Here is a 17,354-nt window from a genome sequence, read left to right on the forward strand (position 1 = left end):
AGGTGGCTGTATTATGCAATCTGCCTCATTCCAACCATTACTGTCGGCAACGACAAATATTTCCATATTATCACGATGACTGCTTCCACATCTTCACCCCTGTTTTCCGCCATAGAAATGGCCCCCCGCGACCCTATCCTGGGCATCACTGAAGCCTTTAATGCTGACCAAAACCCTGCCAAGGTCAATCTGGGTGTAGGCGTTTATTATGATGACAATGGCAAGGTACCATTGCTGGAATGCGTCAAAAAAGCCGAAGCTATTTTGATGGAAAAATTCGCTCCACGCACTTACCTGCCTATCGAAGGCCTGGCTGCCTATGATAAAGCGGTACAGGAACTGGTGTTCGGTGCTGACAGCGATGTCGTCAAGGAAAAACGTGCAATTACTGCCCAGGCTATCGGCGGTACTGGCGCGCTGAAGCTCGGTGCAGACTTCCTGCAACGCTTTACACCAAATTCTGAAGTATGGATCAGCGACCCAAGCTGGGAAAACCACCGCGCCCTGTTTGAATCGGCTGGTTTTAAAGTCAACTCTTATCCTTACTATGATGCAGCGACACGCGGCGTCAATTTCGCTGGCATGCTGGATGCATTGAAATCCATGCCTGAAGGCTCCATCGTATTGCTGCACGCTTGCTGCCATAATCCAACCGGTGCTGACCTGACTGATGATCAATGGACAGACGTCATTGCCGTAGTTACTCAGCGCAACCTCATCCCTTTCCTCGACATGGCTTATCAGGGTTTTGGTGATGGTATCGAAGCGGATGGCAAAGTAGTACGTCGCTTTGCTGAAGCTGGCGGCGCTTTGTTTGTCTCGAATTCTTTCTCCAAATCCTTCTCTTTGTATGGCGAACGTGTCGGTGCCCTGAGCATTGCGGCATCCAGTGCAGAAGAAGCAGCGCGCATCATGTCGCAATTGAAACGCGTGATCCGTACCAATTATTCCAATCCACCTACCCATGGCGGCCAGGTAGTAGCAACTGTGCTGGCAACACCAGAACTACGTCAACTATGGGAAGAGGAACTGGCAGGCATGCGCGTACGTATACGCGAAATGCGCAATGCCTTTGTCAGCAAGCTCAAGGAACAGGCTCCAGGCCATGATTTTGATTTTGTGGTCCAGCAGCGCGGCATGTTCTCGTATTCTGGCCTGACAAAAGAACAGGTTGGCAAATTACGTGAGAACAATTCTATCTATGCGGTTGATACGGGCCGCATCTGTGTAGCTGCCCTCAATAACAAGAATATAAACAACGTTATTGAAGCAATTACCAAGGTTCTGTAATTCACCAAGACTTGCGTATTGACAAATCAGGGGTGAGCGAATATAATTTTTGTCTCTGTTCCCTGATAGCTCAGTCGGTAGAGCGACGGACTGTTAATCCGCAGGTCCCTGGTTCGAGTCCAGGTCGGGGAGCCACAGAATTCGAAGTAAGTAGTGAACTTATCAAAAAATCACTGCGAACGAAGCAATAAGTATTAGTTTATAAAGTTTAACGAAGATCATCAAATCTTCTATTCCCTGATAGCTCAGTCGGTAGAGCGACGGACTGTTAATCCGCAGGTCCCTGGTTCGAGTCCAGGTCGGGGAGCCAAATTTGTAAAAGCAGAGTTACTTGCTAATGCTCGTAACTCTTTTTTTTCCGCCAGATTTGTCTGGCAGAGCATGAAAAAGCGAAATCCTGCAACGGGTTTCGCAGCAAGAAATGAAGTGAGCAGTGAACTTGACAAAAATCACTGCCAAAAAGAATGTAGTAAAAGTTTTATGAAGATCATCATATCTTCTATTCCCTGATAGCTCAGTCGGTAGAGCGACGGACTGTTAATCCGCAGGTCCCTGGTTCGAGTCCAGGTCGGGGAGCCAAATTTAGAAAAGAGTTACTTGCCAGAGCCAGTAACTCTTTTTTTTCCGCCCTGCCCTTATCAGGCATGACGGACAAGTAATACAGAGTTCAGAGTTTCATGGGCCAGGCTTTATGTACGCGGCGTAAATAGCGGTTCGAAACAACTCAAGAATTCAGGTGAACAAATACCGGTTGACGTACTATCCCGGGCAAAGAAAATCGTACAAGTATTTCCCCATCCTTTCGCAGCAAACTCCCTCGACGTTTTGAAAAAATCTTATCGACGATTTTGATAGTCAACTATCAAACGGCATTCAATCAACATCACCGGGTTCTGGTGCTGTTTTTTTACCCGTCAGCATGGCCTTGACGAGGTTTTCGCGGTGTTGCCAGCCGGTATAGATGGCACCCAGCACATGCAGGGCAATCAGGCCAACCATGGTCCAGGCGATAGCGACATGCACGCGCACTGGCCATGCATAACCCCAGAGCAAGTCCGTACCCATGGCCCAGCCGGTCAAAACCAGCAAACCCACACAGGATAGAAGTGCGAGCATCATCCAGCCCCCAGGGGATTGTGGCCTATGTAACGCGGGGCCTTGGAATGAATGACCAGACGCAGATACTGCAGCGTTGCCGGAACCGGCTTAAGGAATTGACTGAAACGTGCATAACGGTTGCCGATGCCGCCCCAGAACAGGCGTATAAGTACCAATACGCCAGCACTGTAGCCCACGTATTCATGGACAGAATTGGTCATGCCGCTGGTGATCCATGCGGCGATGATGGCAATGACCTGCGCCCAGTGCATCAGGCGCACAGGCAAGTCCCATACGGGCGTATCCCGTACGGACGGATTATTCTTCAACGCGTTCGAATGTGACCGGGTTGAAGAAGGCTTCTACACGCTTGCCCTTAGGGTCTTTGGCATAGACTTCGTAGCAGCTGGTGGTTTTTTCCATACGGCGGATTTGCCAACCTTCCTTGACCAGTTTTGCTTCCAGTTCTGTATGTGGACGCCATTTTTCTTTTGGCTCGGTGGTGCATTTGACGTCGCCGTGCGCCCAGGCGCTGCTGGAAGACATGGCAAATACTACAGGGACAATTGCAGCAAAAATAGCTTGTTTATTCAATCTCATGGATAACTCCTGACAATGTAAAGTAAATTAAGTAATTGCCCAGCGGCGCAACAAGTTGTGGTAAACGCCCGTCAGCCTCAGTAGCGCAGAATTTTGCGCATCCACCAGGGGCGTCAATTTTTGTATGGACTGATCCAGATCGTACAGCATGCTGCGCTCAGCCTCATCACTGACCATGCTTTCTATCCAGAAAAAGGACGCCACTCTTGCACCCTCAGTCACTGGCGCAACCCTGTGCAGGCTGGAAGAAGGATAGAGCACCATGTCGCCAGCTTCAAGCTTGACGGTCTGCGCGCCAAAGTCGGTTTCGATTTCGAGCTCCCCTCCTTCATATTCATCAGGCTCGGCCAGGAACAGGGTTGCAGACATATCACTGCGCAGGTTTTGGCGGGTACCAGGCATCATCATGACGGCACTGTCGACATGCAGGCCATAACCGCCGCCATCCTGATAGCGATTGAATTTTGGCGGATAAATTTTTTGTGGCAAGGCGGCAGAAATAAACACGGGATGCTCACCGAGTTTGCGCAGGATATGATTGCCAAGCTGTATCGCCAGATCTGATTCATCATCTATCTGCAGATTGTTCTTGACCTGCGAGGCAAGCGTACCTGCCGTGCGGGTACCATTCTGCCAGTCAGCCTGATCCAGGTAACTGCGGAACTGCCGCACCTCATCCTTGCTCAATACCCCTTCAATCACATTCAGCATAAATCCATCCCGTCTTTCGTCAATTCACTCGTTACGTCCGCTACATTCGTTACGCAGCAAAGTGGCCTTGTCTATATCAGTCAGAGTGGCACATCCGGCCTGGGCCATGCATATCTCCAGCTCTTCCCGCAACAGCTTGATCATATGCGCCACTCCCAGCGCACCGGCAACACTGAGCGCATACATCTGCAGTCGCCCCACCAATACCGCATTGGCACCCAAAGCCAGGGCCTTGAAAATATCAGCACCTGAACGTATGCCACCATCCAGCAACAAGGGGAAATCTTCGCCGACAGCAGCGCGTATTGCAGGCAATACGACGAGACTGGCAGGCGCACCATCAAGACTGCGGCCACCATGATTGGAAACAACAACACCCGCCACACCTGCCGCCTTCAGGGCCAGTGCATCATCGGGATGCAAGATGCCCTTCACCCATACAGGCAAGGATGTTTGAGCCAACAACCATTCCAGATCTGGCCAGCCTGGTGCAGCATGCATCGCCCCCTGGAAGATACGGCTGTCATCTGCGGTAAGTTGCACGGGCACATCGGCATCTGTCGATTGCAGGTTAAGCGCAACGCAGTCGGCTGGCATGCGGAATCCCGCCGCCATGGCGCGTGCACTTGCCACCTGTATCGATGCGTCCAGCGTCACGACAATCGCGCTGTAGCCAGCCGCCTCAGCCCTTGCCAGCAGGTTGCGCGTTGCGTCGTGACTGGTTTGAAAATACAACTGAAACCATTTATGCGGGCCAGCAGCCTGCGCAACATCTTCCAGCAAGCTGGAGGACAAGGTGCTACATACCATGCAAGTGTCAGTCGCACTGGCAGCGCGGGCGGTGTCGATTTCACCAGCCGGATGTGCCAGCTTTTGAAAAGCAACGGGTGCCAGCAAAATGGGATGAAGGAAACTTTGATTACCAAGGCTAAGCCGCGTATGCCCGGCGGTGACATCGCGCAAAACGCGGGGATAGACTGACCATTGCGAAAAAGCTGCCAGGTTGGCAGTAACAGTCAGGTCGCGCCCGCTGCCACCTGCTACATAGGCGTAGCTGGGTGCGGCCATGCTACGCTGTGCTGCAAACTCATAGTCCTGGGCACAGCGTATGTCTGGCGGGATAACAAGATTAGCAGGGTTTTTCATTACTGAAAATTATAAATAAAGAACCCGTATTCTAGCTGAATCGCAAGAACCCACTGCTGTAGATGACATGGGCCCTTGCTCTCCATCAAATGTTTACATTTCGTAGTTCAGAGTGAAGCGAACAGCGCGTGCGTCACCTTTGTACAGGAATGCGCCAGAACGATATACCGCTGTGTAGTAGTCTTTGTTAGTCGCATTCAGGACGTTGACACGAACGTCAAAACGGCGGGAGAAGCGATAAGCAGCAAACACGTCATACACGGTAAAGCCAGGTACTGGTTGTGAGCACAGGCCTGCAGTTGTGTAACCAGCTGCCGTATCTGGCTGACCACCGCAACGGTCACTCTCGTGACGGGCAACGCCGCCAAACGAGAATGCATTCGTCAACTGGTACTTGGCTTGTGCCGAGAAAGTCTTCTTGGCAAAGTTACTCAAAGGATTGCCAATATTGGCTGCTGTTGTCGATGCCAGTACTTTGGAGTCCATGAATGCCGCACCAAACTGTACAGACAAATCTTCAGTCAGGTTGCCACTCAGGCCAAATTCCACACCTTGCACCCGGTTTTTACCTGTATTGAAGGTGCCGACCGTATCGTAGTTGGCACCTTCCATCACGTCTTTTTTCGTAGTTTGGAACAAGGCTGCTGTTGCCAGCAATTTGTCATCCATCAAGTTCCATTTCAGGCCCAGCTCGTAGTTGACTGAGGTTTCTGGCTTGGCACCGGCGATCTGGTTTTGGTACAGCACTGCGCCACCGTAACCACTGCTGGTACCGGCATCAGCTTCACCGCCATTGATGTCTTGTGCGCTGGCGACAGAACCGTAGGCGATCAGTTTAGGTGTGATCTTGTAGCTCAGGCCAAAATGACCGTTCAGCAAAGTATCTTTGTAGCCATAATCACCAGTGATCACGCCAGTGGTGTTATTACGACGAGTCAGGCTCAGATCAAACGAGTCTGCACGTACACCGCCGAAGGCAGTGAATTTATCAGTCAGATCAACTGTATCCATCAAAGTCAGGGCCAGCGCCTTGATGTGCCAATCCTGGTTCCAGCTCAGACGGGTGGAATTACGGCCAGCCAGATTGCTCAGGTTGGCAACAGGTGTGCCGTTGCTGTCTGTGAAGCAGTAGCCATTGTTAGCACCAATACCTGCCGTGGTTTTGCAGTTGAACGTACCTGTGTTGGTGATGCCATAAGTACCGGAGACAACTTTGTGGTCAGCATATTCAGCACCGAAGATGAATTCATGCTTCATGCCGCCAATTTGCTTGTCCCAGCGCAGGTTGGTCTGGTGAGCAAAGTAATCGATATCTTGCCAACCGGTGTGGCCGCCATCAAGAACCCCGGTCGTGTATGCCACACCTGTCGTGCCGTTGTAACGGGTTGCAGAAGATGCACCTGTCGTGACATAGCCGTTACTGGATTTGCCATAACGTGTCAGGCTGGTGATTTTCATATCTGGAGCAATGGTCCAGTTGACACGTGCTGTGACAGTATCGACATCAGATTTCAGGAAATCATTGGTCTGGCCATAGACCGGGACATTGGTCGCAGGGAAGCGGCTAGGCACGGTACCAACCAGGTAGTAACCCAGGTCTGGTGATGTGTCTTTGGTACGCAGACCATAGTAGTCCAGTGTCACAGACAGGTCTTTGCTGACTTCATACAGACCAGACAATGCAATACCTTTGCGTGAACGGTTGGCTGGTGAACGATTAGGTACATCTTCATCGCCATACAACAAGTTGGTGCGCAATGCGAAATGTTCGCCAAAACCTTTGTTGATGTCAGCAGAAATACGTTTTTGTGAATCGCTGCCTATGCCTATGGAAACACGCTCAAAGTCATGGTCCAATGTTGCTTGTTTGGTGATCGCATTGATCGCACCACCGGCAGTACCACGGCCAGCGAAGCTGGAATTTGGGCCTTTGGAAATTTCCAGTTGTTCAACAGCGAAACTTTCGCGTGTTGACATGCCTGGGTCGCGCAAGCCGTCGACGAACACATCGCTGCGTGCTTCCTGACCGCGGATGATGTAACGGTCGCCAAAGGCATTACCGTTTTCACCAGTACCCAATGTGATACCTGGCTGTGCACCCAGCACTTGTTTCAAGTCTGTCAGGCCAGAATCATCCAGCGCAGCACGGGTCAGCACAGAAATTGTCTGTGGTGTTTCTGCCAGCGGACGTGTGTGACGAGAATCAGCAGAAGTCCTGGCTTTGTATGGGGAACCAACTTCTGCATTTGGATTGGACTCTACGCGCTTGCCCAGGATTTCTACTTCTGGCAATTTTTCTTTTTGTGTCTTGGTAGCAGGTGGCGTTGTATCTTGTGCCATCGCAAGCACAGGCATCAGCATCGCGCTGGAAATACCCAAGGCCAAAGTAGTTTTTTTCATGGAACCAAATACCTGATCATCTGTGTCACGTAGGCTTTTTGGTTTCTGCGCTTGCGAGTGCTTCATGTAAGTCCCTGATTTTTTAAGGAAATTATTGGAAAGATTATTTTACTGCGGGTACATTAAGAATTAATACGAATGATACAATTATTAACAATGAGAATCAATATCATTTACATTTGCGATTGTTAAATACCTTTTCCTAGCCCCCCCTCATGACAGCATCAATTCACATGGCCTATCAATAAAAAAGCCCCGCAACATTTGGTTGCGGGGCTTTTGTCCTGACTCGTTTTATCTGGTTATTTCCGATGAAACGATCTCAAACTACAAGCTCAACTTGCTTCTGTTGCGATGGCAGCAGCAGACTTGCCAGATAGTTTGCGCCTGATTTTTCCCAGTAAATGCTCAAAGTCATCAATGTAGGTGAACACTGCGGGCACCACCAACAAGCTCAACAGAGTTGAGGTAATCAAACCACCGATTACTGCAATTGCCATCGGCGAGCGGAAGCTGGGGTCAGCACCCCAGCCCAGGGCCAGCGGCATCATGCCTGCCCCCATGGCTATCGTTGTCATGATGATGGGGCGGCTACGCTTGTGGCAGGCATCGACCAGGGCATCAAAACGGCTCATGCCTGCTTCCCTTGCCAGCACCGCATAATCAACCAGCAGGATAGAGTTCTTGGTGACGATACCCATGAGCATGATCAGACCTATCATCGATGGCATGGACAAGGCACGCCCTGTCACCAGCAAGGCCACGAAGGCACCACCTATACTCAAAGGCAAGGCAGCCAGGATAGTCACCGGTTGCAGGAAATCCTTGAACAGCAGAACCAACACGCCATAGATACACAGCACACCAATCAACATGGCGATACCGAAGCTGGCAAACAGGGCCTGCATCTCCTGCGCATCGCCAAGCTCAGCAATACTGACTGACGGTGGCAGGTTTTTCATGCTCGGCAAGGCGCGCGCTTCTTCATTGACTTCACCCAACTGACGGCTGCCCAGCTCTACATCCAGCGTCACATTGCGCTTGCGGTTCAAACGGTCTATCTGCGCGGGGCCAGATTCCATGGTGACAGTAGCAACGCTACCCAACATGACAGGGCCATTTTTACCAGGCACGGTCAAACGCTCTATCTCAGCCAGGTTTGCCCTGAAGCTGTCTGGCAACTTGACGCGGATAGGCACCTGGCGTTGTGACAGATTCAGCTTTGGCAAAGCCTGGTCATAATCACCTGCTGTCGCCACACGCACAGTTTCACCTATAGAAGAAGCTGTCACACCCAGGTCCGCTGCCCTGGCTGAATCGGGGCGCACGATAATCTCAGGGCGCACCAGTGAAGCACTGGAACTGACATTACCCACACCTTTGAGTGTACGCAATTCCCTCTCCACTTTTTGTGCTGCTTCAAGCAAAGCCAAGGGGTCTTCACTTTGCAAGACCAGTTGCATCTTGACGCCAGTATCCGGTGGGCCAACAGTAAACCTGGCACCAGAAATATCTGCTATCCCGGTACGGATTTTGGCGTCAATATCCGCGATCGAATCTTTGCGTTTATTTCTGTGTACTGCGGTCACCGTCAAGACTGCGCGTCGTGCTTCCGCTGCCGCGCCTGGCGCAAAAGCATCGCCACTTGAACCACCACCGATAGAACTGAAGACATTGATAATCTCCTTGTTCTTCATGATGGCGATCCGGGCTTGCTCAGCGACGGCACGGGTTTCTGCCAGAGTACTGCCCGGTGGCAGCTCGATATTGACCTGTGTTTGTGCGCGGTCTGCAGAGGGAACGAAACCGGTTGGCAGCAAACCTACCAAGGCAATCGAGCAGACAAAAAATACCGTGGCAGCCGCCATTGTGATGAAGCGGTGACGCAGGCACCACTGCATGGTTTTCATATAGCGTGTCATGAGCCAGCCATCGGCCTGACCATGTTCGCCAGACTTGCCGGGCTTGGGCGACTTCATGATGTAAGCCGCCATCATCGGCGTCAGCAAACGTGCCACTACCAGCGAAGCCAGGATCGCAATCACCGCCGTCCAGCCAAACTGCTTGAAGAACAGGCCTGGCACGCCACCCATGAAGGCCGTTGGCAAGAATACTGCTACCAGGGCAAAGGTGGTGGCAATCACCGCCATGCCGATTTCATCAGCCGCTTCGGTTGCCGCCTCCATTGGTGTTTTACCCATGTGCAAATGGCGGGCAATGTTTTCAATTTCCACAATCGCATCATCAACCAGCACACCCACCACCAAAGCGAGGGACAACAAGGTCACGGTGTTGAGGGTATAACCAAAATACTTGAGGCCGAGGAAAGTAGGTATCACGGACAAGGGCAAGGCAGCAGCAGCCACCAGCGTTGCACGCCAGTCACGCAAGAACCAGAATACCACCAGGATAGCCAGCAATGCACCTTCGTACAGCAAGTCCATCGAGCCATCGAAGTTTTCTTCTACCGGTTGGGCATTGTCTATGGCTTCATGAAACTTCATGTTCGGATGCGCAGCCTGCAATTCATCGACTGCGGCATGTGAACCCCTGGCGACATCAACTTCACTGGCACCCTTGGTACGGAACACTTCAAAGCCGACCACGGGTTTGCCATCGAGTGTTGCCACAGAGCGTGGCTCGCTGACGGTATCAAGTACGCGCGCCACCTGATCAAGGCGTATATGCCTGCCATCTGGCAAGGGAATATCCAGTACAGCCAGCTCAGCCGCTGTCTTGACGGTGGCAATGGTGCGCACGGATTGCTCGGCCCCACTGACATCACCACGACCACCCGGTGCCTCTTGCTGCACCAGCTTCAAACGACGGGAAACATCAACAGCTGCAACATTGAGTGCAGCCATTTTGTCAGTATCAAGTTCAACCCGCACTTCACGGCTGACACCACCCATGCGCCTGACTGCACCAACACCAGGTACGGCACGCAAGCGTTTTGCCACGGTGTTATCAACAAACCAGCTAAGCTCTTGTTCATCTGGCTTGCTGCTTTCACCAGCCACGACTTTACTGTCCTTGCCATCTTCCGCCGCTTCTACGGTATAAGTCATGATGACGCGGCCAGCAGTAGATGCCTTGGTCACGGTAGGGTCACGCATTTCGCTGGGCAAGTCGGCGCGCACGGTTGCCACTGCATCACGCACTTCATTGACTGCGTCTGAAATCACTTTTTCCAAAACGAATTCGACCGTGACTTCAACATCACCATCGAGCACTTTGGTGTAAACGTTTTTTACGCCTTGCAGTGAAGCGACTGCATCTTCTATCTTGCGGGCGACCTCAGTTTCCAGCTGCGCCGGTGCGGCACCAGACAAAGGTGCGCTGACGGTGACGATGGGTAATTCAATATCCGGGAAATCCTGGACTATGGTAGAGCGAAACGACAATATCCCTGCCAGCGTCAGCAAGATAAACAGCATGATCGCCGGTATGGGATTTTTAATGGAGAGGGCAGAAAAGTTCACATGATCCCCTTAGTTTTTTACGGCAGCTACTGTGGCTGCGCTGGCTGCAGCAGCATTGGCTGGCTTGGTTGCGGCCACAACTTTTACCGTATCGCCATCATTGAGGAAGCCTGCGCCGCTGGAAACAATCGTGCTGTCTGCATTCAACCCAGAAACCACTTCCACCAGATCGCCTTGTGCATTGGATACCCTACGCCCGGTATGCAATTTGATTTGTGTGACGCGACCATCAGCATTAAGGCGGAAGGCATAGCTGAAGCCATCCCTCACCACCACTGCCTGTTGTGGTATGGTCAAGGCTTGTGAGCTACCCATCACAAATTCACCCTTGGCATACATGCCAGGCTTGAATGCCAGAGAGGCCGTGGCTGCCTGTGGTTTGGCTGTACTGTTTGCGTCTGGCACCAGATCAACATACACCAGCCCCATCCTGGTTTGTGCATCTACTGTCGGTGATACCACCCTGACCTTGCCTTTCCATTGCGTGCCGCCAGGTGCGGTAACGACGGCTTCTGTACCCGGCACTATTTTTGCCATTTCACTGGCTGTTACCTCAGCACGCCATTCCAGGCGGCCCTGACGTATCATGCGGAATAATTCTGCGCCATTACCGACGACAGAACCCAGGGTAGCTGCACGCGCCGTGATGATGCCGCTGTCGGGCGCAAGAACGCGGGTATGACGCATGCGCAATTGCTGTGCTTCTACGCTGGCCTTGGCCGATTCCACCCTGGCTTTGGCGGTTTGTTCTGCCGTCAGGTATTGGCCTACTTGTTGGGCACTGAGTGCGCCGCTGGTTTGCAAGGCGCGGGTACGCTCTGCATTGGCTGCGGCATCAGCAAGATTGGCCTGCGCTTCTGCCAGGCTGGCTTGTGCCAATGCCAAATCAGCTTTGACGGTTTCGCTGGCAAAGCTGACCAGTAACTGGCCGCGCTGCACCACATCACCTATATTGGCATGCAACTCCTGTATGCGCAGACCTGTTGCTTCTGAACCGATCAAGGCTTCCTGCCAGGCAGCGACACTGCCATTGGCGGCGAGTTTAATGACGAGATTGCCGCTGCTGGCCTTAGTCGTCGTCACTGTCAACGCCGGCTTGACCTTGGCGGCAGGTGCAGAGGCACTGGCTGCCTTGGGCGGTTCATCAGCCGCATTGGATGTCGCTGACAGCCAGACGCCACCGGCGCCAACAGCGATCATGCCAGCCAGGCTCAGGGATAATGGTTTGCGTGAAATGAATTTCATCATGTCTGATACGCTTTCTGTTTAATTTTTAAATTCAGGAATTTGTCTGTGGTTGGGTAGCAGCCTGCGCATCCAAGTCCCAGCCACCGCCAAGCGCACGATATAGCGCGATCCAGGCACGATTTCTTTCCAGCTGCAAGGCGATCAGGGCAGACTGTGAAGCGAAGGCGCTGCGCCTTGTATCTTCGAGTTCCAGCAAGCTGGCCATACCCTTGTTGTAACGCTGCGCCGTTGCCTGTAAAACCTGGTCATATCCCTTGGCTGAAATTTCAGAATCAAGGCGACGGGCGTCTGTGCTGTTCAGGTTCACCAGCGCTTCTTCGACCTCGCGTACCGCCTGCCTGACCTTGCCGTGATAATTGCTGCTGGCATTCAGGTAGCGTGCCTTGGCAGCTTCAATATTGGCCGTGGTCTGGCCGCCATTGAATATCGGCAAGGTCAAAGCCAGAGGGCCGACTGACCAGGTATCCATCCTCGTCGTACTGCCCGCAACGTCATAGCGCATGGTACCGATGGAACCGCTGAGCGTCAGACGTGGATAGCGATGTGCTTCTGCAGCACCGACCTGGGCACTGGCGGTTGCCACTTCTTTCTCGGCCGCGTATACGTCCGGTCTTTGTGCCAACAATTGTGCAGGCAAGGTGGTAACAGCCAAAGGCAGCAGGTTCTTAAAACTGGCCTGGGCAATTGTCAGCAATTGCCTGAGCTCAGGCTCTGGTTTGGCAGTCAGTGCGACCAGGGCCTTTACATCTAGGTCGCACAATGCGGCCTGTTGTATGGCACGACTATTACCTTCGGCAGCGCTGGCGCGTGCCAGTGCGGATGTCGCACTGGAGGACATGCCTGCCTGGGCACTGAGTTCAGTCAGCCTGGCAGTTTCTGCGCGTGACTTGGCGTCTTGCCAGGTCAGGTCTGCCGTTTGCTGGCAACTGATGACAGAGAAATACAGTTGCGCTACTTCAGCCGCTACCGATATCCGCGCATCATGCCAAAGCGCCTGCGTACCTTCCAATTCTGCCTGGGCAGCCTGATTAGTGGCGCGGTTGGCGCCAAACACATCGATTTCCCAAGCTGTCTGCAAGCCAGCTTGCGACGTGGTGGCAACTGGCATACCTGGCTGGTTTTTTGCCCGAGTTGCATTGGCAACTGCGTCAAGCGAAGGTAACAGTGTAGCGCCACTGGCAACTCTTGCTGCCCTGGCTGTTTCTATGCGTGACCAGGCCTGTGCAATGGTCGGGCTTACCTTCTGTGCCGACTCGATCAGCTCCAGCAAACTGGCATCACCATTGGCTTGCCACCAGTTGCGCAAATCAGTATTTTTTTCGGTAGCTGGCAATACCGCTTGCCATTGTGCAGGCACGCTGCCATTACTGGATGTAACCGGACTGGCGGTCGAACATGCTGTCAGCGCTACGGCAATGACAGGAATTAAAATGGAACGTCGTATAGTCATATCGCTGTCGGAGAAGTTAATTTATCAGTGTCAGTTTTTGCTATCAAGCGGCGCCGCTTTTCATCTTCACACATGGCGATAGCGTAATCGACCAGGCGCGAAGCATAAGCATCAATTGCCTTGGGTTTGGCGATCAACGCCGGTCTGGTCGCCTGTATCACGTCACCGCTGATCAGCAGTGAAATCGCCAGGCCGGTAATTGAAATCGCCAGCCTGTGTACATCATCATCTGCCTTGGTGATGCCAAGATAGCGGCACAAAAGTCTGACAAAGCCCTGGTGCGAAGGCTTGATGACGGTGTCAACTTCTTCCACCCACAGGCCTGTGGGTTCCAGCATTTCGCGGAAATGCAGCTTCATGCAGGTTTCCATGATTTCGCCCTGCTTTAGCGAATCGGTAAAAGTGCTGATCAGTTTCAGCAAAACAGCACGCATGTCTGCAACGTCCGCTTCAAATATCGCAGGATCGACATTTGGATTGGTACGCGGGTCATTGAACACTGCATGGTACAAACCGGCTTTATCAGAAAAATAATAGCTGATGGCAGAAATATTGACGTCGGCCGCCTTGGCAATTTCACGTATCGAGGTTTTGGCATAGCCTTTTTCGGCAAACAAGATCAGGGCCGCATCCAGCAGACGTGTACGCGCCTCCATGCCATCGACACGCAAAATCTTTCCATCAGGAGTAGAAACCTGGCTATCTGGCTGGGCCCGCTGAGCTTGTTGCGCTGCGGTTTTTTTCTGACTGGGTATTTTCATGCGAAGCATACTAACATATAAATCAAACGTTTGATTTAACTATTCCATTCAAGAGTACCAGACCTTTACAAATTGCAATTCAAAAACTCTACATATGACGAACAGACAAATCCTTGTTATTCATAAGGATGTTGCCCGTTGTCACTGCATAGTCACATTGCAGGTTTAGGCTTCGGCCTAATGCTTTCACAAACTCATTTGGTATCTCAAAATGACCCTGCTTACCTCCCCCGCCATACACCTGCTACGCAATTTTAAAATTGCCCACAAGCTCAGTTTTGTCGCCCTTGCCTTTGCTGTGCCCTTGCTTGTAGTGCTGGCTCTGCTGTTTCAAAACCTGCGTGAAGATGTATTGCAAACGCAGGCAAAGCAAGTCGCGATTAAAAGCATCGCGGCAAAAAATGATCTGCGCCTGCTGATACAAAAACAGCGCGCCCTGCAACACATGCGACTGCTGGGTAACAAACAACTCACAGCCAGCATCACTGAAAACCAGGGCAAGATAAACGCCCTGCTAAAACAAACTGATCAGGCCAGCCCGACCAAAAATCTGTGGGCTACGCTACTGGCAAAAGAGCCACAATTCAAGTCAGCAGAAAGTTTTATTGAATATACCAAGCTGTTAAATTCGCTGGAACTTGAGATGGCAGAAATTGCCAATAGTTCAAAGCTGGCACTGGACAGTGATTTAACAACCCATCAACTGGTCAGCATCTATATCAATACCCTGCCGCAGATAGAAGAGAAGTTGTCCGTCATTGCCGGTCGTGGTGCGGCTTACATAGACACAGGTTTGTTTGAGGCTGGCGAAGATGTGATGCTCAATTCTCTGCACATGCTGGTAAAGCTGAACTTATCCGAGCTTGCCATGAGCATGCAGAATCTGGGTGGGTATGGGGAAGCCTATGCATCAACAAACACCACCATGCAGGCCAGCATTGCTGACGCAAAAAAATTCCTCGAGCGTTCACAGGATGAAGTACTGGCATCCGTCAATCAAAGCAGCGGTGATGCATTCCTCCAGGCAGGTACAGATAATCTGAACAAACTGGCCGCGACCAAAACAGCGATAGCTGGCCTTATCGCAAGCAATCTGGCGCAAAAAATTGAAAAGGCTAATCAATATGCCTGGCAAATGTCCGCAGGCATTATCTTACTCTTGCTGATCGCCAGTTATCTTCTGATGGCGATCTATCAGGCCTTAACGATGGACGTCAATACCTTGACAAAAGCAATCGCAGAAACTGCCGCCGGCAATTTACAGAACCGCGTCAGCAGCAACGGCAAAGATGAACTGGCGCAGTTAATCAATTCCGTCGGCAGGATGAATGTGGAGTTGAGTAACCTGGTCGCCAATATCCGCCACAGCGCACAAACGGTGGATATCATTGCGAGGGAAATTCACGATGAAAACACCGACCTGGCCAGCCGCACTGAGAGCCAGGCCAGCTCCCTGCAGCAGACAGCCTCTGCAATTGACGAACTGACCGCCACCATTACCGAGAATGCTGGCAACCTGGCGCAAGCAAACAGCCTTATGCATAGCTCGGCTGAACGCGTGCAACAAGGGCTGGAAGTCATGGAGAGCAGCATCTTGTCCATGCAAACCGTCAGTGCAAGCTCCAAAAAAATTACTGAAATCATCGGCGTCATGGATGGCATTGCCTTCCAGACCAATATCCTGGCACTGAATGCTGCCGTGGAAGCTGCCAGGGCTGGTCAGGAAGGCCGCGGCTTTGCCGTAGTGGCTGCAGAAGTACGCAACCTGGCACAACGCAGCGCGAATGCAGCAAAAGAGATTAAGGGCCTGATCGCTTCTTCAGGCCAGGCAGTGGAAGCTGGCAGCAAAATGATTAACACGGCAGGCCAGACCATGCGCAATATTGCCGACAATGTGGAGGTGGTGACCGAACTCATCAAACAAATCGCCAAAGCCAGCCAGGAACAAAGTACAGGAATTTCTGACGTGAACCAGGCGATAGGCGATATTGATCAAATCACACAAGATAATACCCGGCTGGTGGAAATGGCGAGTGAATCTACTGCAAAGCTGGAAGAACAGGCTGCCTCCCTCGGTGCTGCAGTCAGCGCATTCAAAACTCTGGAGGTGGTCACCACAGAAGCGCAGCGACTACATCTGGCCAGCAGCACTGAGGACCGCTTGGCGCTGACAGTAGCTAAAGTACATGGGACAAGAGTAGAAGAGAAGAAAAAACTGGCAGCATAAGACAATGCCGCCTTCTGGGTGGCATTTGTCATGTGCATGAAAAAAGCCACCGGGCAAATGCACTGGTGGCTTTTTTTGGGAATGACAGTTTGTTTTGCAGGTTTATTTCGCTGCCGACCGTCTCAGACCTTCAGCAAACCCAGGATGGATTGCAATTCATCCCTGATCTGATGCAGATTCACCGGTTCTTCAACTGGCTCATTGGATGCCGACTCCGCATGACCGCCATTGACGTTGAGTTTATTTCTCGCGCCATTGATGGTAAAACCCTGCTCATATAATAATTCGCGGATACGGCGTATCAGCAGCACTTCATGATGCTGATAATAACGGCGGTTACCGCGACGCTTGACCGGCTTCAGTTGCGTAAATTCCTGCTCCCAATAACGCAGGACATGCGGTTTAACGCCACACAATTCACCAACTTCGCCTATCGTAAAATACCGCTTGGCCGGGATGGGCGGCAGTACAAAAGACTCAATCTTGATTTCAGTCATGGAAAATATCAGGCAGCATGGGCAAGAGGTTGATTACCGACATCATCGACCATGCCCTTGAGTTTCTGGCTGGCATGGAAAGTGACGACACGACGTGCAGTAATAGGAATTTCTTCACCGGTTTTAGGATTGCGACCAGGACGTTGCGGCTTGTCACGCAACTGGAAATTGCCAAAGCCGGACAACTTGACGGCCTCGCCCCTTTCCAGTGCATCACGGATTTCATCAAAAAAAGTTTCTACCATGTCCTTGGCTTCGCGCTTGTTCAAACCTACATGTTCAAACAGGAGCTCGGCCAATTCTGCCTTGGTCAAGGTAGGCAATTCCTTTTCCGCCTGTGACCGCGCCCGGGCTTCCTGCATTGCGCGATTCAAATCAGCATCCAGCACCGACTGGAACTCGGCGGAAATCACATCATTCATCTCGAAACTCTTCTCAATTAAT

The 17,354-nt window shown here is 51.8% G+C and carries 12 protein-coding genes, 3 tRNA genes and 1 pseudogene; 5 read left to right on the forward strand and 11 right to left on the reverse strand.

The window, feature by feature from the left end:
• Positions 1-75 precede the first annotated feature (75 nt).
• From UNDYM_RS15140 to UNDYM_RS15155, 4 genes are all read left to right on the forward strand, one after another.
• Entirely contained in the window at positions 76-1,290 is a 1,215-nt protein-coding gene (locus UNDYM_RS15140) for an amino acid aminotransferase (protein ID WP_162041780.1), read from the forward strand.
• 59 nt (positions 1,291-1,349) lie between these two features.
• Positions 1,350-1,425, forward strand: a tRNA-Asn gene (locus UNDYM_RS15145).
• A 99-nt stretch (positions 1,426-1,524) separates the two neighbouring features.
• A tRNA-Asn gene (locus UNDYM_RS15150) sits at positions 1,525-1,600 on the forward strand.
• 193 nt (positions 1,601-1,793) lie between these two features.
• Positions 1,794-1,869 (forward strand) — tRNA-Asn (locus UNDYM_RS15155).
• Between the two features lie 294 nt (positions 1,870-2,163).
• On the opposite strand, the pseudogene UNDYM_RS31380 reads toward UNDYM_RS15155, so the two are convergent.
• The 9 genes and pseudogenes from UNDYM_RS31380 to UNDYM_RS15200 all read right to left on the reverse strand — a co-directional run bounded on the left by UNDYM_RS31380 (position 2,164) and on the right by UNDYM_RS15200 (position 14,186).
• Positions 2,164-2,660 (reverse strand): annotated as a pseudogene (locus UNDYM_RS31380) (cytochrome b/b6 domain-containing protein).
• A gap of 46 nt (positions 2,661-2,706) precedes the next feature.
• A complete protein-coding gene (locus tag UNDYM_RS15165) occupies positions 2,707-2,988 on the reverse strand; it encodes a PepSY domain-containing protein (protein WP_162041781.1) in 282 nt (93 codons plus the stop codon).
• A gap of 27 nt (positions 2,989-3,015) precedes the next feature.
• Positions 3,016-3,699 carry a Fe2+-dependent dioxygenase gene (locus UNDYM_RS15170; protein WP_162041782.1) on the reverse strand — a complete coding sequence of 228 codons (684 nt, stop codon included), beginning with the start codon at positions 3,697-3,699 and terminating at the stop codon, positions 3,016-3,018.
• A gap of 24 nt (positions 3,700-3,723) precedes the next feature.
• Positions 3,724-4,845 (reverse strand): alpha-hydroxy acid oxidase, encoded by a 1,122-nt coding sequence (locus UNDYM_RS15175; protein ID WP_162041783.1) that lies wholly within the window; start codon positions 4,843-4,845, stop codon positions 3,724-3,726.
• Positions 4,846-4,938: 93 nt separating this feature from the next.
• A complete protein-coding gene (locus tag UNDYM_RS15180) occupies positions 4,939-7,311 on the reverse strand; it encodes a TonB-dependent siderophore receptor (RefSeq protein ID WP_162041784.1) in 2,373 nt (790 codons plus the stop codon).
• Positions 7,312-7,580: 269 nt separating this feature from the next.
• Entirely contained in the window at positions 7,581-10,727 is a 3,147-nt protein-coding gene (locus tag UNDYM_RS15185; RefSeq protein WP_162041785.1) for an efflux RND transporter permease subunit, read from the reverse strand.
• A gap of 9 nt (positions 10,728-10,736) precedes the next feature.
• Complete coding sequence (locus UNDYM_RS15190; RefSeq protein WP_370529329.1) at positions 10,737-11,975, reverse strand: efflux RND transporter periplasmic adaptor subunit; 1,239 nt, start codon at positions 11,973-11,975, stop codon at positions 10,737-10,739.
• Between the two features lie 31 nt (positions 11,976-12,006).
• Complete coding sequence (locus tag UNDYM_RS15195; RefSeq protein WP_162041786.1) at positions 12,007-13,425, reverse strand: efflux transporter outer membrane subunit; 1,419 nt, start codon at positions 13,423-13,425, stop codon at positions 12,007-12,009.
• Positions 13,422-14,186, reverse strand: coding sequence for a CerR family C-terminal domain-containing protein (locus UNDYM_RS15200; RefSeq protein ID WP_162041787.1), 765 nt, complete (start codon positions 14,184-14,186; stop codon positions 13,422-13,424). The genes UNDYM_RS15195 and UNDYM_RS15200 overlap by 4 nt, the downstream gene beginning before the upstream one ends.
• Positions 14,187-14,397: 211 nt before the next feature.
• On the opposite strand from UNDYM_RS15200, the gene UNDYM_RS15205 reads away from it, so the two are divergent.
• Positions 14,398-16,413, forward strand: coding sequence for a methyl-accepting chemotaxis protein (locus UNDYM_RS15205; protein ID WP_162041788.1), 2,016 nt, complete (start codon positions 14,398-14,400; stop codon positions 16,411-16,413).
• 122 nt (positions 16,414-16,535) lie between these two features.
• On the opposite strand, the gene UNDYM_RS15210 is transcribed toward UNDYM_RS15205, so the two are convergent.
• The gene (locus UNDYM_RS15210; protein ID WP_162041789.1) at positions 16,536-16,910 is read right to left on the reverse strand and encodes a MerR family transcriptional regulator; all 375 of its coding nucleotides are present in this window, start codon (positions 16,908-16,910) and stop codon (positions 16,536-16,538) included.
• 8 nt (positions 16,911-16,918) lie between these two features.
• Positions 16,919-17,332 carry an integration host factor subunit alpha gene (locus UNDYM_RS15215; RefSeq protein WP_110253938.1) on the reverse strand — a complete coding sequence of 138 codons (414 nt, stop codon included), beginning with the start codon at positions 17,330-17,332 and terminating at the stop codon, positions 16,919-16,921.
• Positions 17,333-17,354 lie beyond the last annotated feature (22 nt).

The organism is Undibacterium sp. YM2 (assembly GCF_009937975.1).
GTDB lineage: Bacteria > Pseudomonadota > Gammaproteobacteria > Burkholderiales > Burkholderiaceae_D > Undibacterium.

Coding starts and splice junctions, on each gene's coding strand:
- UNDYM_RS15210 (WP_162041789.1), bottom strand. CDS start 16,910: ATGACTGAAATCAAGATTGAGTCTTTTGTACTGCCGCCCATCCCGGCC.
- UNDYM_RS15205 (WP_162041788.1), top strand. CDS start 14,398: ATGACCCTGCTTACCTCCCCCGCCATACACCTGCTACGCAATTTTAAA.
- UNDYM_RS15195 (WP_162041786.1), bottom strand. CDS start 13,425: ATGACTATACGACGTTCCATTTTAATTCCTGTCATTGCCGTAGCGCTG.
- UNDYM_RS15200 (WP_162041787.1), bottom strand. CDS start 14,186: ATGAAAATACCCAGTCAGAAAAAAACCGCAGCGCAACAAGCTCAGCGG.
- UNDYM_RS15140 (WP_162041780.1), top strand. CDS start 76: ATGACTGCTTCCACATCTTCACCCCTGTTTTCCGCCATAGAAATGGCC.
- UNDYM_RS15175 (WP_162041783.1), bottom strand. CDS start 4,845: ATGAAAAACCCTGCTAATCTTGTTATCCCGCCAGACATACGCTGTGCC.
- UNDYM_RS15165 (WP_162041781.1), bottom strand. CDS start 2,988: ATGAGATTGAATAAACAAGCTATTTTTGCTGCAATTGTCCCTGTAGTA.
- UNDYM_RS15180 (WP_162041784.1), bottom strand. CDS start 7,311: ATGAAGCACTCGCAAGCGCAGAAACCAAAAAGCCTACGTGACACAGAT.
- UNDYM_RS15190 (WP_370529329.1), bottom strand. CDS start 11,975: ATGATGAAATTCATTTCACGCAAACCATTATCCCTGAGCCTGGCTGGC.
- UNDYM_RS15170 (WP_162041782.1), bottom strand. CDS start 3,699: ATGCTGAATGTGATTGAAGGGGTATTGAGCAAGGATGAGGTGCGGCAG.
- UNDYM_RS15215 (WP_110253938.1), bottom strand. CDS start 17,332: ATGAATGATGTGATTTCCGCCGAGTTCCAGTCGGTGCTGGATGCTGAT.